The sequence below is a fragment of the Prevotella aff. ruminicola Tc2-24 genome, from assembly GCF_900110895.1.
In the GTDB taxonomy this organism is placed as follows: Bacteria; Bacteroidota; Bacteroidia; order Bacteroidales; family Bacteroidaceae; genus Prevotella.
This window is the reverse complement of the sequence record NZ_FOIQ01000003.1, coordinates 192,635-217,986: the sequence shown is the minus strand read 5'-3', so window position 1 is coordinate 217,986 and position 25,352 is coordinate 192,635. Positions and strand designations below refer to the sequence as shown.

Annotated in this window: 19 protein-coding genes; 6 read left to right on the top strand and 13 right to left on the bottom strand. The window is 50.9% G+C overall.

The annotated features are described in order from the left end of the window. Positions 1-64: 64 nt before the first annotated feature. From BMY63_RS07235 to BMY63_RS07225, 3 genes are read right to left on the bottom strand one after another with little or no spacing between them, the layout of a single operon-like run. Positions 65-1,774 (bottom strand): acyl-CoA dehydrogenase family protein, encoded by a 1,710-nt coding sequence (locus BMY63_RS07235; RefSeq protein WP_091901229.1) that lies wholly within the window; start codon positions 1,772-1,774, stop codon positions 65-67. Positions 1,775-1,776: 2 nt separating this feature from the next. Then, positions 1,777-2,802, bottom strand: coding sequence for an electron transfer flavoprotein subunit alpha/FixB family protein (locus BMY63_RS07230; protein ID WP_091901230.1), 1,026 nt, complete (start codon positions 2,800-2,802; stop codon positions 1,777-1,779). A 6-nt stretch (positions 2,803-2,808) separates the two neighbouring features. Further along, positions 2,809-3,681: an electron transfer flavoprotein subunit beta/FixA family protein gene (locus BMY63_RS07225; protein ID WP_091901233.1), complete on the bottom strand. Its 873-nt coding sequence runs from the start codon at positions 3,679-3,681 to the stop codon at positions 2,809-2,811. Between the two features lie 380 nt (positions 3,682-4,061). On the opposite strand from BMY63_RS07225, the gene BMY63_RS07220 reads away from it, so the two are divergent. Then, complete coding sequence (locus BMY63_RS07220; protein WP_091901235.1) at positions 4,062-4,436, top strand: DMT family protein; 375 nt, start codon at positions 4,062-4,064, stop codon at positions 4,434-4,436. Positions 4,437-4,480: 44 nt separating this feature from the next. Here the strand turns inward: BMY63_RS07220 and BMY63_RS07215 are convergent, their stop codons facing one another. Then, complete coding sequence (locus BMY63_RS07215) at positions 4,481-6,454, bottom strand: TlpA family protein disulfide reductase (protein ID WP_091915668.1); 1,974 nt, start codon at positions 6,452-6,454, stop codon at positions 4,481-4,483. 12 nt (positions 6,455-6,466) lie between these two features. After that, positions 6,467-8,119 carry a GDSL-type esterase/lipase family protein gene (locus BMY63_RS07210; RefSeq protein WP_091915666.1) on the bottom strand — a complete coding sequence of 551 codons (1,653 nt, stop codon included), beginning with the start codon at positions 8,117-8,119 and terminating at the stop codon, positions 6,467-6,469. Positions 8,120-8,209: 90 nt separating this feature from the next. On the opposite strand from BMY63_RS07210, the gene dnaG reads away from it, so the two are divergent. Continuing rightward, complete coding sequence (gene dnaG / locus BMY63_RS07205) at positions 8,210-10,195, top strand: DNA primase (protein ID WP_091901241.1); 1,986 nt, start codon at positions 8,210-8,212, stop codon at positions 10,193-10,195. 1 nt (position 10,196) lies between these two features. Further along, positions 10,197-11,627, top strand: a complete 1,431-nt coding sequence (gene cls, locus BMY63_RS07200) for a cardiolipin synthase (protein ID WP_091915664.1) — start codon at positions 10,197-10,199, stop codon at positions 11,625-11,627. Here cls and BMY63_RS07195 read toward each other — a convergent pair. Continuing rightward, complete coding sequence (locus tag BMY63_RS07195; RefSeq protein ID WP_091901245.1) at positions 11,599-12,207, bottom strand: RsmD family RNA methyltransferase; 609 nt, start codon at positions 12,205-12,207, stop codon at positions 11,599-11,601. The genes cls and BMY63_RS07195 overlap by 29 nt on opposite strands. Positions 12,208-12,224: 17 nt before the next feature. After that, positions 12,225-13,022, bottom strand: coding sequence for a DUF3822 family protein (locus BMY63_RS07190; protein ID WP_091901246.1), 798 nt, complete (start codon positions 13,020-13,022; stop codon positions 12,225-12,227). A gap of 183 nt (positions 13,023-13,205) precedes the next feature. Between BMY63_RS07190 and BMY63_RS07185 the strand changes: the two genes are divergently transcribed. Then, complete coding sequence (locus BMY63_RS07185) at positions 13,206-14,666, top strand: ATP-dependent DNA helicase (RefSeq protein ID WP_091901248.1); 1,461 nt, start codon at positions 13,206-13,208, stop codon at positions 14,664-14,666. 39 nt (positions 14,667-14,705) lie between these two features. Here the strand turns inward: BMY63_RS07185 and BMY63_RS07180 are convergent, their stop codons facing one another. Further along, complete coding sequence (locus BMY63_RS07180) at positions 14,706-16,916, bottom strand: hypothetical protein (RefSeq protein ID WP_143065748.1); 2,211 nt, start codon at positions 16,914-16,916, stop codon at positions 14,706-14,708. 144 nt (positions 16,917-17,060) lie between these two features. After that, positions 17,061-17,468 (bottom strand): DUF4332 domain-containing protein, encoded by a 408-nt coding sequence (locus BMY63_RS07175; protein WP_091915662.1) that lies wholly within the window; start codon positions 17,466-17,468, stop codon positions 17,061-17,063. A 164-nt stretch (positions 17,469-17,632) separates the two neighbouring features. Between BMY63_RS07175 and rmuC the strand changes: the two genes are divergently transcribed. Next, entirely contained in the window at positions 17,633-18,937 is a 1,305-nt protein-coding gene (gene rmuC / locus BMY63_RS07170; RefSeq protein WP_256218967.1) for a DNA recombination protein RmuC, read from the top strand. After that, positions 18,934-19,491, top strand: coding sequence for a 4'-phosphopantetheinyl transferase family protein (locus BMY63_RS07165; RefSeq protein ID WP_091915660.1), 558 nt, complete (start codon positions 18,934-18,936; stop codon positions 19,489-19,491). Before rmuC ends, BMY63_RS07165 begins: the two co-directional genes overlap by 4 nt. 31 nt (positions 19,492-19,522) lie before the next feature. On the opposite strand, the gene BMY63_RS07160 is transcribed toward BMY63_RS07165, so the two are convergent. The 4 genes from BMY63_RS07160 to BMY63_RS07145 form a co-directional block, all read right to left on the bottom strand. Beyond that, positions 19,523-21,094 carry a helicase HerA-like domain-containing protein gene (locus BMY63_RS07160; RefSeq protein ID WP_091915658.1) on the bottom strand — a complete coding sequence of 524 codons (1,572 nt, stop codon included), beginning with the start codon at positions 21,092-21,094 and terminating at the stop codon, positions 19,523-19,525. Positions 21,095-21,460: 366 nt separating this feature from the next. Beyond that, the gene (locus tag BMY63_RS07155; RefSeq protein WP_091915656.1) at positions 21,461-22,420 is read right to left on the bottom strand and encodes a M23 family metallopeptidase; all 960 of its coding nucleotides are present in this window, start codon (positions 22,418-22,420) and stop codon (positions 21,461-21,463) included. A gap of 157 nt (positions 22,421-22,577) precedes the next feature. Continuing rightward, the gene (recG, locus tag BMY63_RS07150) at positions 22,578-24,671 is read right to left on the bottom strand and encodes an ATP-dependent DNA helicase RecG (protein ID WP_091915654.1); all 2,094 of its coding nucleotides are present in this window, start codon (positions 24,669-24,671) and stop codon (positions 22,578-22,580) included. Beyond that, positions 24,672-25,346 carry a 2-C-methyl-D-erythritol 4-phosphate cytidylyltransferase gene (locus BMY63_RS07145; protein ID WP_091915652.1) on the bottom strand — a complete coding sequence of 225 codons (675 nt, stop codon included), beginning with the start codon at positions 25,344-25,346 and terminating at the stop codon, positions 24,672-24,674. Between the last annotated feature and the right edge of the window lie 6 nt (positions 25,347-25,352).

Here is a 25,352-nt window from a genome sequence, read left to right as displayed (position 1 = left end):
GATAATAAAAGAAGGATGTGTACATCGGACACATCCTTCTTTTCGTTTGTATCAAGCCGATACCTTAACAGGCACGGAAACTGTCGAGATCCTCGACCTTGAAGTTCTTGATGTAGGCACTCTTACCGAGAACATCCTCTTCTGTCATGCGGACGTAGACATTGGCACTCTTCTCGAAGAGTTCAGGAGCCTTAGCTGCATCACGGATAATCAACAGACTCATCACGAGTTCGGCCGTCATGTCATAGAGACGACGAGCGAGGAAGTCTTGAGCGTCTTGATTCTCGAGAGCCTTCACGTTGGCGAGAGCCTCTTCGTATACGGGAATCAGCTTCTCAACGCGAGCCTTCAGAGCAGTATTGGCATCAGCAGGCAGAGCTGCAAGCATATCCTTGATGTTGTTCAGCATCGTTCCGTTGGTGATGTAGCGGATGGCAGCAACCACCTGCAACTGGGTGGTACCCTCGTAGATTGAGAATATACGAGCATCACGGAACAGACGCTGGCTCTTGTACTCCATAATAAAGCCTGATCCGCCATGGATAGAAATCGCATCGTAGGCGTTCTGGTTGGCGTACTCGGAGTTCATACCTTTGGCTAGCGGTGTGAAGGCATCAGCGAGACGCTGGAACTTCTTCAACTCCTGTTTCTCTTCAGGTTCCAACTTACGGTCGCGCTCAATGTCCTCAAGACATTTGTAGACATCAACATAGCAGGCTGTCTCATAAAGCAGAGAACGACCGGCATCGAGCTTAGCCTTCATACGAGAAAGCATATCGTAGACAGCAGGGAAATTGATAATCTTGTCACCGAACTGTTGACGCTCCTTAGCGTAAGCAAGTCCCTCGTTGTATGCCTCCTGCTCAACACCCACAGACTGAGCGGCAATACCCAGACGGGCACCGTTCATCAGAGCCATCACGTACTTGATCAGACCGAGACGCGTACTTCCGCAGAGTTCTGCTTTTGCGTTCTTATAGGTGAGCTCGCAGGTCGGTGAACCGTGGATGCCGAGCTTGTGCTCGATGTGACGCACATTCACACCACCCTGGCGCTTGTCGTAGATGAACATAGACAGACCACGGCCGTCCTTCGTGCCCTCCTCAGAGCGGGCCAATACGAGGTGGATGTCAGAGTCGCCGTTGGTGATGAAACGCTTCACACCGTTCAGACGCCAGCAGTTCTCCTTCTCGTCGAAGGTAGCTTTCAGCATCACACGCTGCAGGTCAGAGCCAGCATCAGGCTCGGTGAGGTCCATACTCATACCCTCACCAGCACAAACGCGGGGGATATATTTCTGGCGCTGTTCCTCACTACCGAACTCATAGAGCGTATCGATACAGCTCTGCAGGCTCCAGATGTTCTGGAAACCGGCATCGGCAGCCGAAATCATCTCAGAGAGCATAGAGAACACTGCGTTGGGCAGGTTCAGGCCACCGTAACGGCGAGGCATACTGACACCCCACAGACCAGCCTTACGGGTGGCGTCAAGGTTCTCGTAGGTCTTTGAGGCGTAGATCATACGACCGTTCTCGAGGTGAGGACCTTCCAGGTCAACGCTCTCGGAGTTTGGCTCGATGATATTGGCAGCCACGTCGCCGGTGATGTCGAGAATCTGCTTGTAGTTCTCGATGGCATCGCCCAGATCGACGGGGGCGTAGTCATATTCTTTCGCATCAGCGAACCCCTTTTCTTTCAGCTCAACGATACGAGCCATCAGGGGGTGGTTCAAGTAGAACCCGATCTCAGGATGATCGCTATAATAATTTGCCATAATTACTTCGAATTTTGCTTATAGTATTTAATGAGTTTGGGAACTACTTCCTCGACAGTACCAACAATCACGTAGTCGGCAATCTTGTTGATAGGGGCATCGGGATCATTGTTCACAGAGATGATGATACCAGAGTCTTGCATACCAGCGATGTGCTGAATCTGTCCGGAGATTCCACAGGCGATGTATACCTTGGGGTGAACGGTAACACCTGTCTGACCAATCTGACGGTCGTGATCCAACCAACCAGCATCAACGGCTGCACGCGAACCACCAACCTCGCCGTGAAGCACCTTGGCAAGATCGAACAGCAGGTCGAAGTTCTCCTTAGAGCCCATACCGTAGCCACCAGCTACAACAATGGGAGCACCCTTCAGGTTGTGTTTGGCTGCCTCAACATGGTGATCAAGAACCTTAACAACGAAAGCCTCAGGACTAACGTACTTAGAAACCTCAGGATATACAACCTCTTTCTTGCAAGCACCCTCGTAGATAGCCTTTTGCATCACGCCAGAGCGCACGGTAGCCATCTGTGGACGATGGTCGGGGTTAACGATGGTAGCTACGATGTTACCACCAAAGGCAGGTCGAATCTGATAGAGCAGATTCTCATATACCTTATTATTCTTTTTATCCTCGAAAGGACCAATTTCCAACTCTGTGCAGTCTGCTGTCAGACCAGAGGTTAATGACGAACTGACACGAGGACCGAGGTCGCGACCGATCACGGTGGCACCCATCAGACAGATCTGTGGCTGCTCTTCCTTGAAGAGGTTTACGAGAATATCGGTGTGTGGAGCTGAGGTGTAGGGGAACAGGTCCTTGGCATCGAACACAAACAACTTGTCAACACCATAAGGCAGAATCTGGTCCTCGACCTTGCCCTTGATGCCTGTGCCGGCAACAATGGCGTGGAGCTCAACCTTCAGTTCATTGGCGAGCTTGCGACCTTTGGTCAGCAGCTCCTGAGATACTTCCTGTACTTGAGTACCTTCAATTTCGCAATATACAAATACGTTATTAGCCATATCTCGTTATCCAATGATTTTCTCGTCCAACAATTCTTTGATCATTCCCTCGATATCAGCATCAGAAGCCGTCAAAGTCTTCGACTCCTTAGCCTGGAACACGATGTTCTTGATGGCTTTCACCTTTGTCGGTGAGCCATTCAGACCACACTGATTGACATCGCCGTCAACATCGGCGACACTCCACTGATTCAGATTCAGTTCAGGGCGCTCCTCATATAGATAGTCGTACGGTGTACCCTCGGCAGGACGCTCCATGGGGCATGTCGCACGCTTATACTTCATCACCAGCTTGGCATTTTGGGGACGACAGGGAGCAGCACTTCCGTTAACGGTGATAACAACGGGCAGAGGAGCCTCTACAGTCTCCACACCACCGTCAATCACACGTTTGATAGTAGCCTTACCATCCTTTACACTCAGGACCTCCTCTGCGTAAGTCACCTGATTCAGACCTAGCTTCTGAGCCACCTGAGGACCTACCTGAGCGGTGTCACCATCGATAGCCTGACGACCACCGATAACGATGTCTACGTCACCGATCTTTTTGATGGCAGTGGCGAGAGCGTAAGAGGTGGCGAGGGTGTCGGCACCTGCAAACAGACGGTCGGTCAACAGCCAACCAGTATCTGCACCACGATAAAGTCCCTGACGGATAATCTCACCTGCACGTGGAGGACCCATCGTGAGGATTCCTACTGTGGAGCCCGGATTCTGCTCCTTCAGACGAAGGGCCTGTTCTAGGGCATTCAAATCTTCTGGATTGAAGATAGCGGGTAGGGCAGCGCGGTTCACCGTTCCTTCAGCGGTCATGGCATCCTTACCCACGTTACGGGTGTCTGGCACTTGCTTGGCCAGCACAACAATCTTTAAAGCCATAATATATTATTAATAATGTATGTTCTTGATATTCAAAAAGTGCTGCAAAGAACAGTGCAGAACGAATGCAAGGTTGTAGTACTATGCTCGGTTACGGTCTGTTTTTGCTGGCGATTTCCTGAAATCGCTCGCAAAGGTACTGTTTTTTGTGCATACAGCCAAAAAAAATGCACAAAATTGACGGGTTTGTGCACATTTTGGTCAATTTGTGCAATTTCTGTCAATACAAATAAACGACCAGTTGTCATAGCAGTCCTCTTTATCCGCTTCGCAACCGGTGTTTCTTCCTCTAATATCCGTATCTCTACCGAAATTCTTCAGTCGAGATGATTGTGGTTCGCTGAAAATGTGTACCTTTGCAGGCGAAAAAAACTCGCGTTATGCAAAACGGAATTTATACGGTTCTGTTGCTCATAATGAGCAATGTGTTTATGACTTTCGCATGGTATGGGCATCTCCGCCTACAGCAGTCGGGTATCTCGACCAATTGGCCCCTCTATCTGGTGATTGCCTTCTCGTGGATGATTGCTTTTTTCGAATACTGCTGTCAAGTTCCAGCCAACAGAATTGGCTTTGTTGACAATGGCGGCCCGTTCTCACTGGTACAGTTGAAGGTTATCCAAGAATGTATCTCATTGGTGGTGTTTGCGGTTATCGCCAACTTGTTTTTTCAACACGAAGAGCTACGCTGGAATCATGCTGCGGCCGCTCTCTGCTTAGTGGCGGCGGTCTATTTCGTCTTTATGAAGCCATAACGACATTTTACTGCTATAGGGATTATGCACACGCTGTAGTCTTTTTACTTTAACTTCTCCTTTAACCGCTGAATATCTTCGTTAAAGGAATTATAAGAGCGGATCTTCAGGTCGTCGCGCACTAGATGACAGTCGGGAGTGATGGTAACATAGAATGGGATACCGCTAAAACCGAAAAGTTCTTGCATCCGGGCAAACTCCTCGTTGGTTAGACAGATGGTGTCTTCGTCAGCCAACCATTCATCCACATACTTTTTGTAGGCATTGCTGCCTTCTTCTGTACGTTCGCCTGCAATAAAAATCAACTTCACATCGTCACGTTTGGCTATTTCTGCCCGTAGATTCTTGCTGTCTTGTATAGCTGCACGACAAGGGCCACAGCCTGTTCCCCAGAAGTCTATAAAGAGCATCCGACCTGGATAGCGTTCTGAAAGTGAACGTATAAGTTGGGCTGCAGGCGTATTTGGCAATGGTGACGAGAATGCCTGTTGAGCCATCTTATCGGCATAGAACTGCTCTGCCTTCAGGCGCACATAAGGATGTGTAAACGAGGCCTGATATAAGGGAATGATGTCTGAAAGATAACCTTCATACTCTCGCCAACTATCGAAGAAGTTGAGCATGTTTTGATAGGTGCATGTTTGCGCCATCAAGTTATCATGATCGGTGCCCATCAGTTCACGCATGGCTGCATAGCCGTTCATGAGGAAATCGTTTGCGTCTTTGACACTCACATTCAGTTGGGCGTTCATGGGAATCTGGCGGCTACGAACATAATCTGCATATTGGATGCGATTCACAAGTATGGGATAATTACCTGCAGCCATCAGCATAGGATTGTCGAAATTAATACGCTGTAGTATGGGGTAGCTTTTCGGCTCGTTTATCGCTGCCCATTCTGCACTGTCGAGAATGACCGTGTAGCGCCGGCCGTCACGTTCCTCTTGTTTGACTACATCGAATTTGTGGATCATGATGTAATCCAAGAAACTGAAGGCAATATTCACCTGTGCGTTGCAAAGAGCCAGATTTACCTCCAATGGTGTAAACTGATTGTGACGGATGGTTGTTCGCAGGCGGAGCATCATATTCTGCCACAGGCGTTCTGTTAGGATATTGGCTTGAGCGACATTGCCGTTGCTCAATGAAAAAGGATAGAGCATGTAGGTCAATTTCAGCCAACGCTCTACATCCTTGCTGCTGCCGTTGTTATAGAAATATTCGTATCCTCCTTGCTCATTCTTTTTCACGGTAATGTCATTCACATCGTTTGGAATGGCATAGTAGGGTATCAATTCGTCGATATTGATTTTCGCATTTTGAATCGTTAAGAGTCTCGGATAGTTGACCATGAATGTCTTCTCAAACGAGCCATTAGGAGTGATGTTGATGACCTTTCTCTCGGGGTGTTTCATGGATATGTCCCAATCAAAAAGAGTCATCTGAGTAAATCCGGATTGTTCTGGGTCATAATCCTCTATACGACCTCTCACGGTTACGGAATCGGTCTTGAACCATTCTTCGGGCAGAGCATATGGGTATGTTTTTACCAGTTCTTCGTATATGGCATCTCCTTTTGGTGCTGGCATTTTAGCGTTTTTGTCGTGTATGCCGAGGACCATAAAAGCTCCAGATACATCGCCCTCTATGAAATCAAACACTTGAACCTTCTTAGGCATCGGGTCGAAGTGCATTGTGAAGTCTGTTTGACCATTTTCGGGAGAAAGTATTCCTACGTCGAGAGCTACCCCTTCGGCTGAGTGCAGAAAGTATTGGTTGCCTTCTTCGTCCATCAAGTAGCCGTTCTTTGCAAGAACAAAGTTCATACCCTTAGGATATTCCATTGTGAAGAGCACTGTAGTGGCCGTATCTCTCATAATCACCTCGCGGACTTTTAATTCACCTTGACTGATATTCACGCAGCCTGTTACTTCTGGGGCTTTGATGATTCTGTAGGTTTTTGCTTGTACCGCTCCGACGATGACGGCCAACAGAATAGTTGATAACAGTTTCTTCATAATGAATGATGATTATTTCTTGAGATAGTTTGCAAGAGGATGGTGAAGTTGTTTGAGGCCTTTGGCGAGGCTCTTAGCGTTCATCTGAGCTCCTATAAGGGAAGTGTGGGTATGATCGTTGTTGAAGTAGATTGAAGCTTTCTGCTTGCACCTCTCTGGGTTTTTTCCGGCGAACTTCTTGTCGAGGAAGTCTGCCGAGATATTGTGGATGTCGACAAAATCAACACCAGTCTCACTAACCACCTCGCGATACCATCGACCGTAGGTGTCGTTACGCCGCTCAATCTTTCCGGTGGGCCACTCATTGCGTGGCGTGAGGGAGAGAAGGATAGGGGTGGCACCCTTCTCCCGAACATCATCGATGAACTTACGGAGATACCATCCAAAGGAGTAGACCACTTCATAGCGCCCATCTGTTTCCATTTGGTACACATGACAGGTATCCGCTGTACCGGGAATGACCCCGCGCTCTTTCTTGTCGGTAATCGGACAGATATCGTTATGACCGAACTGGATCAATACGAAGTCTCCTGGCTGTAAGGCATTGTATACTTTATCCCAACGTCCTTCGCGCAGATAGCTTCGCGTTGATCGACCCGCCATCGCCACGTTCTCCCACGTAATCTTGTCTGGATCGAAGATGAGGCCGGCCTGTGAGCCCCAGCCCCACATACCGTTCTTGTCTTTGTCGGCATTCTTCACCGTTGAGTCACCCGTGATAAAGACCATCGGCTTGCCATCCTCGCGATTCTCTCCATAGGTTGGCAGTTCTATATTCTGCATCATCTCCTGTAAAGGCTTCAGCAGCGGGTTCTGTGAGTACCAGATTCCTTCGGCAGCCGACCGGGCATTCAATTCTGCACCAAAAGCAGAAGTGTGGATATGATCACCGAAGAAATGGTATTTGTCCTTCCATGGAGTGAAACGATCAAGTTTGGCGCCAGATATCTCGTTCAGATCAACGAAGGGTACCCCTTCTACTGCAGCGACGTAGGCAGCCCATTGTGTCTGTGGCTTCCTGACAATCTTTCCTCCCTCGTAAGCATCGCGTGGAGTCAGTGACATCAGGATGGGGTTGGCACCTTTTGCCCGGATTTCCGAGATATAACGACGCAGATAGGTCCCGTAGCTGTATACCGTGTCATTCTGTTGTCGGCGTTCGTTGAAACCGACGACCAACGTGTCGGGGTCTACGCCGGGAATAACTCCTCGCGCCCGTTTGGCATCGAAGAAATCGGCCGTGTCGTTATGGCCGATGGATACGATCACCCAATCACCGGGTTTCAGAGCCTCTCGAACTGCAGGCCACAGATCTGTATAGAAGGTGCGAGTAGACATGCCACCGAGGGCTTGGTTTTCGACCGTGATACGTCGCCCGTCGAAATATTGACTGGCGAAAAATCCCCATCCCCATTGGCCGTTGTTTCCATTACCTAAGGTGCCGTTGCGCATCGTCGAATTACCAATCAGGAATAGCACTGGGTTCGTACCCTGACGCGTGGAGCCGGGGGCAGGACGATTCGTCAGTGCCTTAGCAATAGAGTCGGGGGTGTTGTCGATGACTTTCTCTTCACCACCAGGGGTAGGGAGATCATCAAAACCTTGTGCTGCCAGTGGTAGAGTAAACGTTAGGAGTATTATAAGTGTTGATAGGTTCCTCATCATTAATTATTTTAATGTTTATGTTGCAAAGATACATATTTTCCCTTAAAGTGAGTGGCACTTTAAGAAAAATTCGTAACTTTGTCGGCAGATATGATAGACAGGGCGACGATAGATAAGATTATGGATGCCGTCAACATCGTGGATGTGGTCGGTGAGTTCGTCACGCTCCGTAAGGCAGGTGTGAACTACAAAGGACTATGCCCGTTTCACGACGACAAGACCCCGTCGTTTATGGTTTCTCCGTCGAAGCAGATCTGTCATTGCTTTGCGTGTGGCGAAGGCGGTAATGCCGTAAACTTCCTCATGAAACATGAACAGATCACTTATCCGGAGGCCTTGCGTTGGCTGGCGAAGAAATATAACATAGAGATTCAGGAAAAGGAACTGACTGACGAGGAGAAGAAGGAACAGAGTGACCGTGAGTCGATGTTCATCGTCAACGAGTGGGCTATGGGATATTTCCAGGATGTGCTGAAGAATGACCCCGATGGTATCGCCATTGGTAAACAGTATTTCCGTAGCCGTGGTATCCGTGATGATATTATCGAGAAATTCAGTCTTGGCTATGCGCTAACAAAACGAGATGCCCTGGCCTTGACAGCACAAAAGGCAGGCTATCAACCGGAGTTCCTTATCAAGACAGGACTCTGTTATATGAAAGGAGACCTGCTTGTCGACCGTTATGCGGGGCGCGTGATCTTCCCTTGGCTGAATGTCAGTGGTAAGGTCGTGGCGTTCGGTGGTCGTCTGCTTGATGCTCGTACGAAGGGTGTACAACAGAAATATGTGAATTCGCCCGATTCTGAGATCTATCATAAGGAACGTGAGCTATATGGACTGTTCCAGGCTAAGAAGGCAATTGCGAAGGAAGATCGTGTGTATATGGTAGAGGGCTATACTGATGTGATTGCCATGCATCAGTGTGGTATTGAGAATGTAGTGGCCAACTCCGGAACTGCTCTCTCGAACTACCAGATTCGACTGCTCCGACGCTTTACACAGAATATCACCCTGTTGTACGACGGTGATGAGGCTGGTATCCATGCAGCCATGCGTGGTACCGATATGCTATTGGCAGAGGGCATGAACATCAAGGTGTTGCTGTTACCTGACGGCGATGACCCAGATTCCTTTGCCCGGAAGCATACGGCGCAGGAGTTCAAGGATTATATCGAGGCGCACCAGACAGACTTTATCACGTTTAAGACGCAACTGACGGTGGAGAACGTGTCCGATCCTGTGAAACGCTCTGAGGCAATCGGTGGTATTGTGAAGAGTATCTCTGTCATCCCCGACCAGATATTACGCTCCACCTATCTAAGCGAACTTTCCCAGCGGATGGGTATCAAGGAGCAGACCCTTCTCAACTCGATGAACGGTTATATACGAAAGGATATCGAGGAGAAAGAGAAGGAGCGTGAACGGGGTAGGGCTGTTGATGGTGTCTCACAATCCTTGTCTCAGGAACAGGGAAACGTAGATTCTCTCCAAACAAATTCCACTTCTCAGGAGTTCATCGGTCTGCATTCTGTCGATGAACAGACGCATGAAGTGGAACGTCTGCTTGTGAGAAGCATTATCCGTGACGGCGAGAAGGTAATCTTCGAGAATGTTGAGACGGAAGACGGCGGAACAACGAGTCTGACGGTAGCCCAATATATCGGTTATGATCTGGGACAGGATGGTCTGAGATTCCATGACGAGCGTTATAACCGGATTTTGGACGAGGCGATGGCACATAGCGGAGATCCAGACTTTAAGGCTGAAACCTATTTCATGCAGCATCCTGATGTTGAACTCAGTTCACTGGCTGCCCGACTCGCCATCGACCGTCATCAGTTAGGTAAAGGGTTCCAGCCCAAGGAACAGAAGGGAACCTTGCGACAGCATGTGCTCCATCTGGTACTTGACTTGCGACTTGACATCATAGAGAAAAGGTTGAAGGATATTCAGCTCCAGTTGAGAAATGTTGGCAGCGACATGGAACGAGCTAAGTCTCTCCTGGAGGAATATCGGGATACGCAGCAATTGCGCGATGCTCTGGCTAAGCAACTGGGAAATGATTTGGTGAGATGAAATGAGTTGGGTAAATGTCATATTCTTGATCTATCAGATCATTGCTATTATGGCGGTGATCCATGTGATCATGGATAATCGACAACCAGCCAAGACGATGGCATGGGTCCTGGTCATCTGGTTCGTTCCTGTGGTGGGTATTGTGTTCTATCTGTTTTTTGGTCTCAACACCCGGAAGGAACGGCATATCAGTGAACGCAGCATGAGTCAGTTGACGAAACGTTCGATGCTGGAATTCGCCGAACAGCAAAACCTTCGCCTGCCCGACAGACATAGACCTCTGATTGATCTGTTCATCAATCAGAACCTTGCGCTGCCCTTCAAGGACAACAAGGTGGAGATATATACCGATGGTTACCAGTTCTTCCCGGCCTTATTGGCGGCCATCCATAAGGCAAAGAGTCATATCCATATCGATATGTATATCTTTGCTGAGGATGCTCTGGGCTGTCTGGTTGCCGACGCATTGATAGCCAAGGCACATGAAGGAGTGGAAGTACGCCTGATTTACGATGATGTGGGCTGTTGGAATGTCAGACATCGTTTCTTTGAGCGGATGCGCGAGGAGGGTATTGAGGTCGTGTCGTTCCTGCCCGTTAGGTTTCCTTCGTTCACAAGTAAGGTCAACTACCGTAACCACCGTAAGATTATCGTTATCGATGGTAGTATTGGCTTTGTCGGTGGAATGAACATCGCTTTGCGTTATGTGAAGGGTACGGGTAGCCAACCTTGGCGCGACACGATGATACAGGTGACGGGTGGTGCTGTCTATGCACTCCAGCGGGCTTTTCTCGTTGATTGGTACTTCGTGGACAGAACCCTGCTCTCAGATCGCAAGTACTATCCTCAACTGTCGTCAGATCGTGGTGTGCTTGTGAACAATTGTCTGGCACAGGTGGTGACAAGTACGCCGGTGACTCCTTACCCCGAAATCATGCAGGGCTTTGTACGTGTCATCCTGGGGGCTCGTCGCTATCTGTATCTGGAGACTCCTTATTTCCTTCCTAACGACTCCGTCCTTTTTGCGTTAAAGACAGCTGCATTGGCTGGTGTCGATGTGAGGGTGCTGTGTCCACGATATAGCGATGCCCGTTTTGTGGAGTGGGCCAGTCGCTCGTATCTGAAGGAAGTGGTGGCGGCCGGTATCAAGGTGAGCTTGTATGAGGAGGGGTTCCTTCATTCTAAGCTGATGGTCTGTGATGATGCCATTACAACTTGTGGATCGACCAATCTGGATTTCCGTAGTTTCGAGAATAACTTCGAGGCGAATATCTTCTTCTACGACGAGGGAATAGCCCTGCGTATGAAGAAGATTTTCCTCCGCGACGAGGAACGCTCTGTGCTTTTGTCCAATCTTCCAGGACGAATGAACGGGGGATTCTTCGTCAGACTATGGGAAAGTGTTACTCGGATGCTCTCCCCCTTGTTCTGAACAACGAGAAATTGACACTGCCATAACTCCGATGTTCCACGAAATGCGGATCATTGGAGAAATCTTGATCCTTGCCGTGCTCAAACACGAAGATGCCGTCGTCTTTCAATAATCCTTTCTCAAAGATCAGTCCTGGTATCGTTGGCAGTTCCTTCAATGCATAAGGCGGATCGGCGAAAATAAAGTCGAACTGTTGTTTGCACGACTTGATGAAACGAAAGACATCACCGCGCAGAGGAACAAGGACTCTTCCTACCTCTCCAAGAGGGATGGCAGACTGTGCGTGGCGGTCATCTCCCTTTAGGGTTGGATCCAGCTTTCTCAGGCAGTCCATGATGAAACGGTGGTGGTCGCGGTCAGCTTCTACGCTGATGATATGACTACAGCCACGTGAAAGCAGTTCTAAAGAGATGCTTCCTGTACCTGAGAACAGGTCAAGGGCAGTCGCACCCTCAAGGTCGATATAGCCTGTCAGTACGTTGAAGATGTTCTCCTTGGCAAAGTCTGTCGTAGGCCTTGCCTTAAAGTTCCTTGGAATGTCGAAATGTCTGCCTTTATATTTCCCTGTGATGATTCTCATGTGTCCTTTTCCTCCTTTTATCTTCCTCTGACGAGTAGTGTCATCAGGTCATAAGGCATATCTTTGATCTTTGTGGCAGGTGCCTGAAGGAAGTCTGCCGCTGGGTTGATCACGTAGGTCTTATGCAGGTATTTCTTCAACTCTGCTATCATCCATTCCTGTTCGGGAATATCACCGACGATATGCAGCTCGTCGTGCTCTGCCTCAAGACGAAGCTGTTTCCAGACGTTGAGTATAAAATAGACGGCATCATGTGCATGACTTGCCTCGAAGCTATTGCAGAACTTGAATCGGTTCTGTTGGAAACAGAACACGTCAAGCTGTCTGTCGTGAAAACAGCCGTATAGTTTGTTGCGATGACCAGTGAAACTCCGTTGGTGCAAATGGTGCCAGACAGGAGCCATGGCATGGATGAACTGCACGTCATCGTAACGGTCGCAGATCACACCGCGCAGGTCTTTGTTGATGGCGAAGAGACAGACGGCTTTCAGGTCGGGCAGCACATTGTGCAGCACAACCCTTGGCTCCTGCCCGGCGGGGAAGGCGTGATTGAAAAGCACCTCCTTCTCTTCTTCCTCAAACTGCTCAATAGGTACCAGCATCGAAGGTGTGTCGAGCAGCACTTGGACCCTCCGCATGTCTGCGGCAGTCAGACTGGCGGTCTTGAAGGCCTCACGTAGGTTCGCGGCCATTGAGATGCCACCTTTCACGATATAGGGCTCATAGATGATCGGCCGCTCCGTGTCCGTAGCGTCGAGCATGGTAAACGAGAGACTGTTTCTCCCGATGCGTATGGTCATCTTTCTCTTGTCCATTCTCTATCCGTGGATAATGCTGGCTACACAGATGGCAAGTAGTCCGAGTGCAGTCAGTGCCAGTACGATATTGATCTCTTTGTCAGTAATCCGCATTTGGGTGCAAAATTAATAATTTAAAATGAAAAAATGGAAGAATGGAAGAACGAAAATTGCTTTTTATTATGTACTTTTGCAATTGATATGATCACAGACGAGTTGAAATACCGTGTCAGACAGTCGTTCGGTTTCGTGCCGACATCTGAGCAAGAGCATGCCTTGGATGTGTTCTCCTGTTTTATGACCGACCGCTCCGAGGAGGTGGTGATGATCCTCCGTGGTTCGGCAGGTACGGGTAAGACCACGTTGGCCGGTGCCATCGTCCGGGGAATGATGGCGCTGCGACAGAAGATGGTACTATTGGCACCGACGGGGCGTGCCGCTAAGGTGTTCTCACTGAATGCCGGTCATTCAGCCTTCACCATCCATCGCCGTATCTATCGTGAGAAGACGGCCGATAGTCTGTCGTCGTTTGGCTTGAATGTCAATCTGAACCGCGACACTCTGTTCATCGTCGATGAGGCTTCTATGATCTCCAATGGCAATCATCTTTCTTCCTCCAATTCCGGTCATGCCATAGACTTTGGTAGTGGTTGTCTGCTCGACGACTTGATGCGGTTCGTCTATAACGGACTGAACTGTCGGCTGCTACTGGTAGGTGACAGGGCGCAGTTGCCGCCGGTTGGCGAGACAGAGAGTCCGGCGCTGATGGCCGACGTGCTCCGTGGTTATGGCATGAAGGTCTATGAGTGCGACCTGAACCAGGTACTCCGCCAGAGCGAGACGTCGGGTATCCTTTGGAACGCTACGAAGATCAGGGAAAACCAAGGTCATCTGGTTCTCCCACGTATCCGTTTCAAGGGGTTCGCTGATATCCGGATGGTGCCAGGTAATGAACTGATCGACTCTCTGGCCGACAGTTATAGTAAGGTTGGGCATGACGAGACGATTGTGATCACCCGAAGTAATAAGTGGGCGAATGTCTATAATCAGGGCATTCGTAACAGAGTACTCGACCGTGATGAGGAGCTCTGTCGTGGCGATCTGCTGATGGTCGTGAAGAACAACTACTATTGGACCAGTCCGACTCCTGCTCCTACAGGGGAGGGGACAGAGGTGGTGGCTCCCTCTTTTATTGCTAATGGAGACATCGCTGCAGTGCAACGGGTGAGGAATATACATGAACAATATGGCTTCCGGTTTGCGGAGGTGACGATGCGGTTTCCCGACTACGACGATTATGAACTGACGGCTACTGTGGTGCTCGATTCTCTCACGTCGGAGACGCCTGCCTTGACACGTGAGCAGCAAGAACAACTCTACCAGGCTGTGATGGAGGATTATGCTGATGTCTCCTTAAAAAGCGAGCGCATCAAAAAACTGAAGGGCGACAGGTATTATAATGCTCTTCAGGTAAAATACGCGTATGCCGTCACCTGCCATAAGGCGCAGGGCGGTCAGTGGGCCCACGTCTATCTTGATCAGGGCTATATGACCGACGAGATGCTTACGCCCGACTATATCCACTGGCTCTATACCGCCTTTACACGCGCTACCGAGACCCTCTACCTCGTCAACTGGCCCCCCACCCAGACCAACCTTTGACGCTCGCTCCGTATCTGAGCAGTCATCAAAGAGGCCTAATTATTTGATATTGACATAGCGATAGGATAAGGTGACGTTCTGGTCTTCACCTGTGATGAGGGTGCTCGGAGAATCAGTAGAACTGCTGCAATAGGCTGTCAGACCGCTTTTTATCTTCACGGCCCGATTGAAGGCCTTGGAGCCTTCTCCACCAGTAATTGATGATTGTCCGCCATTGAAAGCCTGAATACTGGAACTGACGGAGCCGTTGATGCCGTTAGCGCCTTTGCTGCCAGTAATATCCACGGTGCCGCCATTGACGGTAAGAAGTCCTGCGGTCTTGAAGTAGATGCCATGACCGCCATTTCTGTCGTCAGAGCCTTCACCGCCTTTAACCGTAAAGGTGCCGTCTTCAACGGAAATGTCTCCCCAGATGGAAATGCCTGGTCTTCCGTCTCTTCTGGTTGTCGCATTACCGCCGGTAACATCTAAAGTGCCGCTTTCGATTTGGATGTTTGCTTTATTCCAAGGATCTATATATATGCCATATCCATCGGCTCCTCCATTCCCTTCACCGCCAATAGCTGTCAATAATCCGCCATCAATGGTGATCTTATCGCCTTTTCCACTTTTGATATGGACTCCAGAGCCAACGGTGCTCTTGGCTGTTACTGAGCCGCCTTTGATCTCTAAGTCAGTATGAGTCAAATTATTGTCGTTATAGAGTAAGATTGCGTCCCCCTTCGATGTAATATTCACCTCGCCATCATAGACGATCAGATGGTTGTATGTGATTCTGATACCACAACCATTGTCGGAGGTTGCTGTGACTTTGCCGTTATAGACCGTGACCGGACCAGAAGAAAGCACCCCCCCAACCAGATAATTGACATTGCTTCTTGCTGCCTTCACTTCTATCTCGCCACCATGAACGGTCAGACCATTTACGGTCATGGCGCTATAATTCGGATCACTCAGAATGGTATTATCAACCGTGAGCTTGCCGGTACCTGCGCTCTGACCGTAAACAGACAGAGTCCCCTCATCTGAATTGGTGATTCTTTTGACGGTCAGTGATGCACCGTCCATCAGGATGAGCTTGACATCGCCAGTGAGGTTCACACCGTTTGTAATGGTGACATCGTCACTGACGACGTAGGTTCCTGTGCCCCAACTGGTAGGACCAGTGCTTGTTACTTTCGTTGCATCACTGGGAATCTGCTCGTTGGTATAAACGTTTTGGGCTGTGTACACACGGTAGGTGGGCAGAGCAACGGTCGACGAGTAGTACTTGCCGTTCTGAAAACCACCTGCGGGTGAGGTCTTCGTGGTGGTGTAGGTCTTGTTGTCGGTGCCCGTAATGGTGAAGATGATGTTGTCGGTTGCCGTCTCGTTGTCCAAAGGATCGAACCGCAAGGCTGCGTAGACGGTGCTGTTGCTGGCAGAGGCGGCAGTGCCGAGGTCGATGGTGATGTCACCGTAGAGGATGGGAGAAGCAGGCATGCTGATAGACGTGCTTAATGTCATCAATGTCGGTGAATATCCTGTCACAAGTTTGTCCTCGCTGGAGTGGATGACGACTTTCTTGACCCCGACACCCGAAGGCAGACCGGTGAAAGTGAACTTGAACATCGACTGCTGGTTATTGAACGAGGCGTTTGTGGTGGTGAGGGCGTAGCCGTCGGTCTCATTGCCTGTGATGCCCGTGACCTGGACGGTGGCGGTGGCATAGTCAAAAAGGCTCAGACCTGCGAGTGTGCCGTTCTGCGTGACACCGAAAGGATCTGTGTACAGGCCCGTGTAGTCGAAGAACTCATTGATGGCCGTGCTATGATACTCTAGGAATATCGTTTCGCCGCCCGTGAGAGAGACAAGCGTAGGATTGGTGGAAAGATCTGGATCCGTGTTGTCATGGAATGACACGGTGGAACCTGTATAGGGCACGAGGTTGACACTGTTGCCATTATTGTCGGGCTTCAGTATCGTCGTGGCTGCCTGGTTGTCGCCTGCGCTGACGATGGTAGCGAAGATAACATCATCGGTGGTGAAGGTGGCGTCGAGCGCCCCCGTCTCACTATTGTAGTTTACGGCGCGGGTCTTTGACAGGTTTTCGCCGAAGGTGGCGGGGATACGGATACTGTAGACGGGAGCTCCGCCCTGTGAGGACTGTTGGCTGGTGGCATCGTCGGTCGTACAGGCAATGAGGCCGATAAGCATGATAGCGACTAAGCACAGTTGGACTGCGTGCAGTCTGTTGTCGGGTTTGGTCATCGTAATAATAGTTGTAAGTTGGTAATCTGGTGTCTGACTACAAAGATACGAAATAATCTGTGACTTTCCTCTTGCCCTTTCCTAAAAAAGGTTAACAATGGTCGTATAAAAAAGAGCCCCGGCAGGACCAGGGCTCTTGGTGTGTTAGTATGTCATTTTCGGCTCAAGCTCCTTGGCCTGGTCGATCATCTTCTGTACCTCACTTACAGCGGGCACGCGGTTACAGATGTTCTTGGCCTCGTTCACCTCAACGAGCTTGGGCTGCAGGTTCTCGGCAACCCTGTGGCGGAACTCCTTCACAGTGTCTACACCGGCGGCCTCGAGCAACTCAGCAAACTGGGGACCTACACCGTTGATGCGGAACAGGTCGGCATGGTTCGTCCAGCGGAGAATGAGCTTCTCGCTGATGCCTGTGGCCTCTGCCAGTTCCTTACGTCCCTTAGGAGCGGCACACTTCTCCAACAACTCACTGACCTTGGTGATACCTGCGGCAACCAGTTTCTCTGCGTAAACGTCGCCAACACCTTCAATGTCGATAATCTTGTAATCCATACTCTAATTGTTTTTAGTTGATTGTTAAATAGGATATTACTCGGCAAATATACGAAAATTCTTTTATAATGAATGCAATGAGCATTTTTTTCTTTAAGTTTTTCATTCCTTTGTGTCCTTTGTGGATATTTTTAGCTAATTTTGCCATCAAAATAGTGAGTGTCATGATGATAGCATTATATATACTGATAGGTCTGGTGGTAGGCGCAGTCGTGCTCTACCTCTTCATGGATCGTAAGATGGACGTGCTCCGCATTGAGGGCGGAAAGAAAGATATTGAACTGTCGATGCGTAATGAACAGCTGGGGGCGGCCACCAGCAGGGTGACCCATCTGGAGGCTGAGAACAAGATGCTCTCAGCCAAGGCAGAGTCGCAAGGACGGGAACTGGAGCTGGTTAGACATCAGATGGATGAGGAACTGAAACGACATGAGGAGCGGTTTAAGAATATGGCTCAGCAGTTGATGGAGACGAGTGCTGCCAAACTGAAGGAGTCGAATACGGAGACCATGACAGGCATCACCCAACCGCTGAAGGAGGCGATCACGAACATGCAGAAGGCTATCAGCGACAACCAGAAGGAGTCGGCCGCTCATTCGGCATCGTTCCGTGAGCAGATCCGTCAGATGATGGAACAGACCCAGCAGTTGGGCGAGCGGGCAGAGAGTCTGACAAATGTGTTACGCCGCGACAATAAGGTGAGTGGTAACATGGGTGAGATTATCCTTGGCGACTTGCTGGCGAGTCAGGGGCTGACAGAGGGTATCCACTATGAGGTGCAGGCCCGGTTACGCGACGAGATGGGACGTCCGCTGAAAAACGACGAGACGGGGCGCGAGATGCAGCCCGACGTGATCCTGCATTATCCGCAGGGACAGGACGCCATCGTTGACTCGAAGGTATCGCTTGTGGCATACGAGAAGTATGTCAATGCCGAGGCACCCGAGGAGAAGGAGCGTTATCTGCAGGAGCATATCAAGAGTGTGCGCAGTCATGTGAACGAGCTGGCTCGCAAGGATTACTCAAAGTATATCAAGAATGGGCGCGACGCGGTCGACTTCGTTATCATGTTCATGCCGTTCGAGTCGTCGTTGCAGTTGGCGTTAGCCAACGACCCGACGCTGTGGCGCGAGGCGTTTGAGAAGAAGGTGTTCGTGACGGGAGAGCAGAATCTCCTGGGTATCCTTCATATGATTCATATCGCCTGGGTACAGAACCAGCAGGCAGAGAATCAGCAGAAGGTCTTTGGACTGGCCGAGCAGTTGCTCGACCGCTTGGGCGACTTTGTGCAGCGCTATCATGAGTTGGGTGAGAAGATCCATAAGGTCCAGGAGGCTTATGATAATGCGAATAACAAACTGATCACGGGACGTCAGAGCGTGGCCCAGAAAGGGCGCGAGCTTGTGGATCTTGGTGCCAAGGAGAATCCTAACCGTAAGATTCCCATGCCGGAGATAGGACTGAAATGATATACGTCAGAGAGGATATATGGGACTTTGATCTCGAGTCGTCGCTGCGGGAGATCTCGGAGCAGCGCCGGGAGCAGGCGTTGAGGTTCAAGCATGAACAAGGGCGCCGTCTCTGTGTACTTGCCTACCTGCTTCTTAAGCAGGGACTGCGTGAGGAATACGGCATCATGGATAATCCTGTCTTTGAATACAACGAGCATGGGAAACCCTTCATCGTCGGTCATCCTGAGATCTTCTTTAACTTGAGTCACTGCAAGGAAGCCGTGGCCTGTGCCATCAGCGACCAGCCAGTGGGTATTGATGTTGAGTCTGTCAGGGCCTATAAGGAGCGCCTGGGTCGTTATACGATGAACGACGAGGAAGTGCGTGACATAGAGACTTCCGATCAGCCTGATACCACCTTTATCCGTTTGTGGACGATGAAAGAGGCAACGATGAAGCTTGTAGGGACAGGTATCAGCAAGGATATGAAGTCGGTGATTGATACGGATAAATATAAATATACCACTGTCGATCGACAGCGGTATATCTATACGGTCTGTTCCTTTCGGTAGTTACCGGTCCCTTCGGGGGAGGGGTGAGGTCTTACTTCACAAGGTTGCCAAGGATATCGCGTGTCAGTTCCTTGGTGATGGTACGGGTGGCAGCGCTGGTGGCATTCTTCACCACACGACCAGTACCTGAGGTCTTCGACTTGGTCTTCTTACCTGTCACCTTGTCACTGATATAGGTGCCAAGGATGGTGGCGAAGGTCGAGGTGACGGCCGTGATGATGGCCTTCATCACCTTACTCATCATACCTGATTTCTTCTTGCCCTCTGTCTTCTTCTCCGTCGAAGCGTCTGTCGTCTCAGCGGACAGTTCTTTTTCCTTCTCGGCTTCTGCTATCAGCACCTCGAAGGCACTCTCACGGTCGACGGGGGTGTCATACTTGCCGTAGATGCGACTCTGCTTGATGATGTCCAGACGCTGTCCTTCGCTGACAGCACCGATCTGTGACAGGGGGAACAGGATCTTCGCACGCTCTACGATACTGGGAGCACCTTTGGGGTCGAGGAAGCTCACAAGCGCCTCACCGGTCTCCAGGTTCATGATGGCCTCGTCTGTCTTGAACTCCGGATTGGCACGGAAGGTGTCGGCAGCCGTCTTCACGGCCTTCTGGTCCTTCGGCGTGTAGGCACGAAGGGCATGCTGCACGCGATTGCCTAACTGTCCGAGAATGTTCTCAGGGATGTCGGTCGGACTCTGTGTGATGAAATAGATGCCCACCCCCTTCGAGCGAATCAGACGAATCACCTGCTCAATCTTGTCGAGCAGGGCCTTCGAGGTACCGTCGAAGAGCATGTGTGCCTCGTCGAAGAAGAACACCAGCTTCGGCAGGTCCATGTCGCCCACCTCGGGCAGGGTGGAGTAGAGCTCGGAGAGCAGCCACAGCAGGAATGTGGAATAAAGCTTCGGCTGCATCATCAGCTTGTCGGCAGCCAGCACGTTCATCACACCCTTGCCACCTTCGGTCTGCATGAGGTCGTAGATGTCGAACGAGGGCTCCCCGAAGAACTTATCCGCTCCCTGACTCTCCAGTTGCAGGAGGGCACGCTGGATGGCGCCGATGCTGGCGATGGAGATGTTGCCGTATTTTGTGGTGTACTCCTTGGCATGCTGCGATACCCAGTCGAGCATCTGTCGCAGATCCTTCAGGTCGAGCAACAGCAGTCCGCGCTCGTCGGCAATGCGGAACACGATATTCAGTACGCCGTCTTGCGTCTCGTTCAGTTGTAGTAGTCTGGAAAGCAGCTGCGGACCCATCTGCGAGATGGTGGCGCGCATCGGGTGTCCCTGTTCACCGAACACATCGAAGAATCTGACGGGGCAAGCCTGGAACTCTGGGTTCTCAATACCAAACTCGGGCAGGCGCTTCTCGATAAAGCCGCTCAGCTTTCCGACCTGTGATATGCCGCTGAGGTCGCCCTTCATGTCGGCCATGAAGCAAGGCACGCCTGCCTGACAGAAGGTTTCTGCCATCACCTGCAGGGTGACGGTCTTTCCTGTACCCGTGGCACCGGCGATGAGTCCATGTCGGTTGGCCATCTTACCTGTGATACTGAGTGCACCATTGGCGCAGTGGGCGATATACAGCCCTCTTTCCTTGTCGTACATAAGATCTATAGTTTAAAGTTTTGGGCAAAGATACGAAAAATCGAGAGCAGAACAAAAGAAATCTTTCTTTTTTTACCGAGATGGAGTATCTTCGTCATCTTTGATGGCCAAGTTTCCCCTATTCCCGAATAGGGAGCGTCATGGATAAACGATATCTTCTCAATCCATGCCGATGTCTCCTTTAAAAGTAAAACAACTTGTTTTACCTGTGAAGAGATGTTCCCTATGACTCTTGGAGATGCCTTCTACGACACCAAAACAACTTGTTTTACTTTTAAAGGAGACATGTGCCTCACCCGTGGAGATATGGGCTGACATGAAAAAGGCTTCCCGTTAAGGAAGCCTTTGATCGGATGTATGTGTTGATTAGTTGTATTTCAAGATCTGTCCCGGCATCAGACGGATGCTCTTGCCGATACGGTTAAGCTTGCAGAGCGCATCGACTGTAGTGTGACATTTGCGGGCGATGGACTGCAGGGTCTCACCTTTCTTCACCTTGTGGAAGTGTACCTCAGGTGCGAAAGAGGCCGACGGAGCTGCGATAGCCAATTCGGAGTCATCGTCAGAGTCGGCATCGAAACGACCGCCCTTTTTCTTGCCGCTGACACCGCGCAGACGGGTGGCTTGTGCCGACTCGGCAGCATACTTGTTGCGGCGGAAGGTGTAGAAGTCGCCCGTCACGTCTTGATTACGGAAATCGAACATCAGGGCGGGGTTCAGGGCTACGCCGCAGAGGCGCGTCTCGAAATGCAGGTGTGAACCGGTGCTACGACCTGTGTTTCCACCGAGACCGATAGGATCGCCTGCTTTTACTTCTTCGTTCTCACGGACCAGCTGCTTGGACATGTGTCCGTAGTAGGTCTCCAGTCCGTTGTAGTGGCGGATGACCACATACTTACCGTAGCCGCGGGGCTCATATTTCACGATACGCACCTTACCGCTGAATGCAGCACGGATGGTGTCGCCGATATATACTTTGATGTCGAGACCTTTATGCTGACGGCCCCAGCGTGCACCGAAGTTCGAGGTGATGACGCGGCTTGGGGTCGGCATGCAGAATCCGCGGAGGTCGATAACGGCCTCGTCGGGCAGGGTGTTGCCATAATAGTGGGTCGCCTCTGTGTCCCACTCACTATAGAGGTCGCCAGAGGGGTTCTCCAGCATCTCTTGTTCAATCAGTCTATTGAGTACTATGGAGTCAACTGCCTTCATTTTCCGGTCAACCGGTGCCTGACGCGCCAAGAGATCCTGCCCTTGTGAGGGGATCGCCGAGAGTGTCATGAAAGCCATAAAAACAGTTGTCTTAAGAATCTTAATCGTTATCATCCGGGTTTTGGTTTTATCTGCTAAAAAAGCTATAATGCGTTGCAAAGATAGGAAAAAGATTCTGGAAATATGCAGAATTTCGGTTTTCGTTAACATAGTTTTGGGAAGTTTTAACACTTTGCGTGCTGGTTTCGTGCGTATTCAGCAGACTTTTTTCCTAAGAAATGGCAGACCAGTTGATGTTGTCTTTCCGTAATTGTCGCAGTCGGTTCCATAACATCTGGTAGCGCGGAGAGGTGCATTCCGGGTCGTCGTCGATGATCTTCTGTGCCTCGTCGCGGGCCATCTGTATGAGTTGACCGTCACGGGCGATGTCGGCAATCTTCAGGTCGAAGGCCATACCGCTCTGTTGGGTACCCTCCAGGTCGCCTGGACCGCGCAGTTTCAGGTCGGCCTCTGCGATGCGGAAGCCGTCGTTGGTGTCGCACATGATGTCGATGCGTTTGCGGGTGTCTTCCGAAAGCTTGTATGGAGTGACGAGGATACAGAAGCTCTGATCGGCGCCGCGCCCCACACGTCCTCTGAGCTGGTGCAGTTGTGAGAGCCCGAAGCGCTGTGCCTCGAGAATCACCATCACGGAGGCGTTGGGCACGTTGACGCCCACCTCGATAACGGTGGTGGCGACGAGGATCTGCGTCTCGCCATTGACAAACCGTTGCATCTCCTCTTCCTTGTCTTTCGGCTTCATCTTACCGTGAACCTTGCTCAGTCGGAACTCTGGGAAGGCCTGCTTTAACACCTCGAAGCCGTCCTCAAGATTCTTGAGGTCGCTTTTCGCACTCTCCTCGATGAGTGGGAAGACGATATAGACCTGTCGCCCCTCACGAATCTGTTGCCGGATACCGTCATATAGCGTGGTCATGCGAGAGTCGAAAACATGAGTGGTACGTACAGGCTTACGGCCAGGCGGCAGCTCGTCGATGACGCTCACGTCGAGGTCGCCATAGAGGGTCATGGCGAGCGTGCGGGGGATGGGAGTGGCGGTCATCACAAGCACATGAGGCGGGTTCTCACTCTTGCTCCAGAGCTTGGCGCGTTGAGCCACACCGAAGCGGTGCTGCTCGTCGACGACAACCAGTCCGAGACGGGCGAACTGTACCGTGTCCTCAATGACGGCATGCGTACCCACCAGGATCTGTATGGTACCATCGGCCAGTCCTTCGAGAATCTCTTCCCGACGCTTGCCCTTGACGACACCCGTCAGCAGGGCCACACGGATATCCATTTCCTTCAGGAAGCCCATGATCGTCTGCAGATGCTGTTCGGCCAGGATCTCCGTCGGTGCCATGATACAAGTCTGGTAGCCGTTGTCGATGGCGATCAGCATCGACATCAGTGCCACGAGGGTCTTGCCACTGCCTACGTCGCCTTGTAGCAGACGGTTCATCTGTCTTCCTGAGCCTACGTCGACCCTGATCTCTCTGATAACCCTTTTCTGGGCCCCTGTCAGTGGGAAGGGCAGATACTTGTTATAGAAGGTGTTGAAGACCTCGCCTACCTGTGAGAAGATATATCCGCGGTATTTCCTGCGGTGGTCACTGGCATACCTGACGATATTGAGTTGCACGAAGAACAGTTCTTCGAACTTCAGACGGACACGGGCCTTCTCCAGGTCCTTGGCGTTCTGAGGATAGTGGATGGTGCGAAGCGCTTCGTCACGTCCCATCAGATGCAGGGGTTGGGTGATGAAGTCGGGAATGGTCTCAGGTAGGGTGGGGAGCTTCTCCAGCATGGCTCTCGTCAGTTTCTCCAGGGTGCGTGAGGAGAGCCCGCGCTTTTTCATTTTCTCCGTCGTGATGTAGTAGGGCTGCATGCCCATGGCGGAGAGCTCCAGTGTGTCTGCCCGGTCGATGTCGGGATGGGTGATGTTGATGCGGTTGTTGAAGACGGTCGGTTTGCCGAAGACGATATACTCCTCACCGACCTTGTAGTTCTGTTTGGCATATTTGCCGCCTTGGAACCAGACGAGATCGGCGATGCCAGTGCCATCGGTGAAATGGGCAACGACACGCTCCTTCCTCGGTCCTGTCTGGAAGGTCTCGAAGCTGAGGATGTGTCCGACAATCTGAACGAAGGGCATGTCTCCCGTCAACTCATGAACCGTGTAGACCTTGGAACGGTCGACATGCTTATAAGGGTAGTACTCCAGAAGGTCACCATAGGTGTGGATCCCAAGCTCGTCGCCCAGGATCTTCTTCCGGTTCGGACCTACGCCCGGCAGGTATTGAATGTCTTGATTGAGAATATCCAATTAGTGTTGAGCATTAAGAATGGCTTCCGCCACGATGAGGTCGTAGGGTGTGGTGATCTTGATGTTCTCACGGTTGCCCTCGACGAGGGTAATCTGATGACCATAGCTCTCCACGACAGAGGCATCGTCGGTAAAACCGTCGTTATAGGACTGACGATTGGCAGCCTTGAGCAGTTGGATGTCGAAGGTCTGTGGTGTCTGAACCAGGCGGTAGTCGTTGCGGGGCACCGTCCTTGACTTCCCATCCTCCAGATGGCGTACGGTCTCGACAACCGGGATGACCGGGATGACGGCCTTGGCTGTGCGGGCAGTCTCGTAGCAGTCGCGGATAACCTCGATGCTCGGGAAGGGACGCACACCGTCGTGCACGCCAACCACGCCTGTCGCATCATCGGGGACCTTTGCGAGTCCGTTCTGCACGGAGTGGAATCGCGTCTGTCCACCATTGGCCAACGTATATTCCACATCGAAACGGTATTCCTCGCAGAGTCGACGCCAATAGTCCTGTTGTGCCTCTGGCAGTACAAGGATAATCTGCAGATCCGCAGCATACGCCCTGAACCTCTCTAGCGTCCGCATCAGCACCGGTCTCCCACCAATAGGCAGAAACTGCTTGGGAATGTCGCCTCCCATCCGCAGTCCTTTCCCGCCTGCCACAATGATAATATAATCCATATCCTT

What these genes read in the sequence shown, in the direction of transcription:
- BMY63_RS07185 (WP_091901248.1), top strand. Translation starts at nt 13,206, where the DNA reads ATGATCACAGACGAGTTGAAATACCGTGTCAGACAGTCGTTCGGTTTC.
- BMY63_RS07190 (WP_091901246.1), bottom strand. Translation starts at nt 13,022, where the DNA reads ATGGACAAGAGAAAGATGACCATACGCATCGGGAGAAACAGTCTCTCG.
- BMY63_RS07160 (WP_091915658.1), bottom strand. Translation starts at nt 21,094, where the DNA reads ATGTACGACAAGGAAAGAGGGCTGTATATCGCCCACTGCGCCAATGGT.
- BMY63_RS07145 (WP_091915652.1), bottom strand. Translation starts at nt 25,346, where the DNA reads ATGGATTATATTATCATTGTGGCAGGCGGGAAAGGACTGCGGATGGGA.
- BMY63_RS07180 (WP_143065748.1), bottom strand. Translation starts at nt 16,916, where the DNA reads ATGACCAAACCCGACAACAGACTGCACGCAGTCCAACTGTGCTTAGTC.
- BMY63_RS07230 (WP_091901230.1), bottom strand. Translation starts at nt 2,802, where the DNA reads ATGGCTAATAACGTATTTGTATATTGCGAAATTGAAGGTACTCAAGTA.
- BMY63_RS07235 (WP_091901229.1), bottom strand. Translation starts at nt 1,774, where the DNA reads ATGGCAAATTATTATAGCGATCATCCTGAGATCGGGTTCTACTTGAAC.
- BMY63_RS07210 (WP_091915666.1), bottom strand. Translation starts at nt 8,119, where the DNA reads ATGATGAGGAACCTATCAACACTTATAATACTCCTAACGTTTACTCTA.
- BMY63_RS07165 (WP_091915660.1), top strand. Translation starts at nt 18,934, where the DNA reads ATGATATACGTCAGAGAGGATATATGGGACTTTGATCTCGAGTCGTCG.
- BMY63_RS07155 (WP_091915656.1), bottom strand. Translation starts at nt 22,420, where the DNA reads ATGATAACGATTAAGATTCTTAAGACAACTGTTTTTATGGCTTTCATG.
- cls (WP_091915664.1), top strand. Translation starts at nt 10,197, where the DNA reads ATGAGTTGGGTAAATGTCATATTCTTGATCTATCAGATCATTGCTATT.
- BMY63_RS07195 (WP_091901245.1), bottom strand. Translation starts at nt 12,207, where the DNA reads ATGAGAATCATCACAGGGAAATATAAAGGCAGACATTTCGACATTCCA.
- rmuC (WP_256218967.1), top strand. Translation starts at nt 17,633, where the DNA reads ATGATGATAGCATTATATATACTGATAGGTCTGGTGGTAGGCGCAGTC.
- BMY63_RS07175 (WP_091915662.1), bottom strand. Translation starts at nt 17,468, where the DNA reads ATGGATTACAAGATTATCGACATTGAAGGTGTTGGCGACGTTTACGCA.
- BMY63_RS07225 (WP_091901233.1), bottom strand. Translation starts at nt 3,681, where the DNA reads ATGGCTTTAAAGATTGTTGTGCTGGCCAAGCAAGTGCCAGACACCCGT.
- dnaG (WP_091901241.1), top strand. Translation starts at nt 8,210, where the DNA reads ATGATAGACAGGGCGACGATAGATAAGATTATGGATGCCGTCAACATC.
- BMY63_RS07215 (WP_091915668.1), bottom strand. Translation starts at nt 6,454, where the DNA reads ATGAAGAAACTGTTATCAACTATTCTGTTGGCCGTCATCGTCGGAGCG.
- BMY63_RS07220 (WP_091901235.1), top strand. Translation starts at nt 4,062, where the DNA reads ATGCAAAACGGAATTTATACGGTTCTGTTGCTCATAATGAGCAATGTG.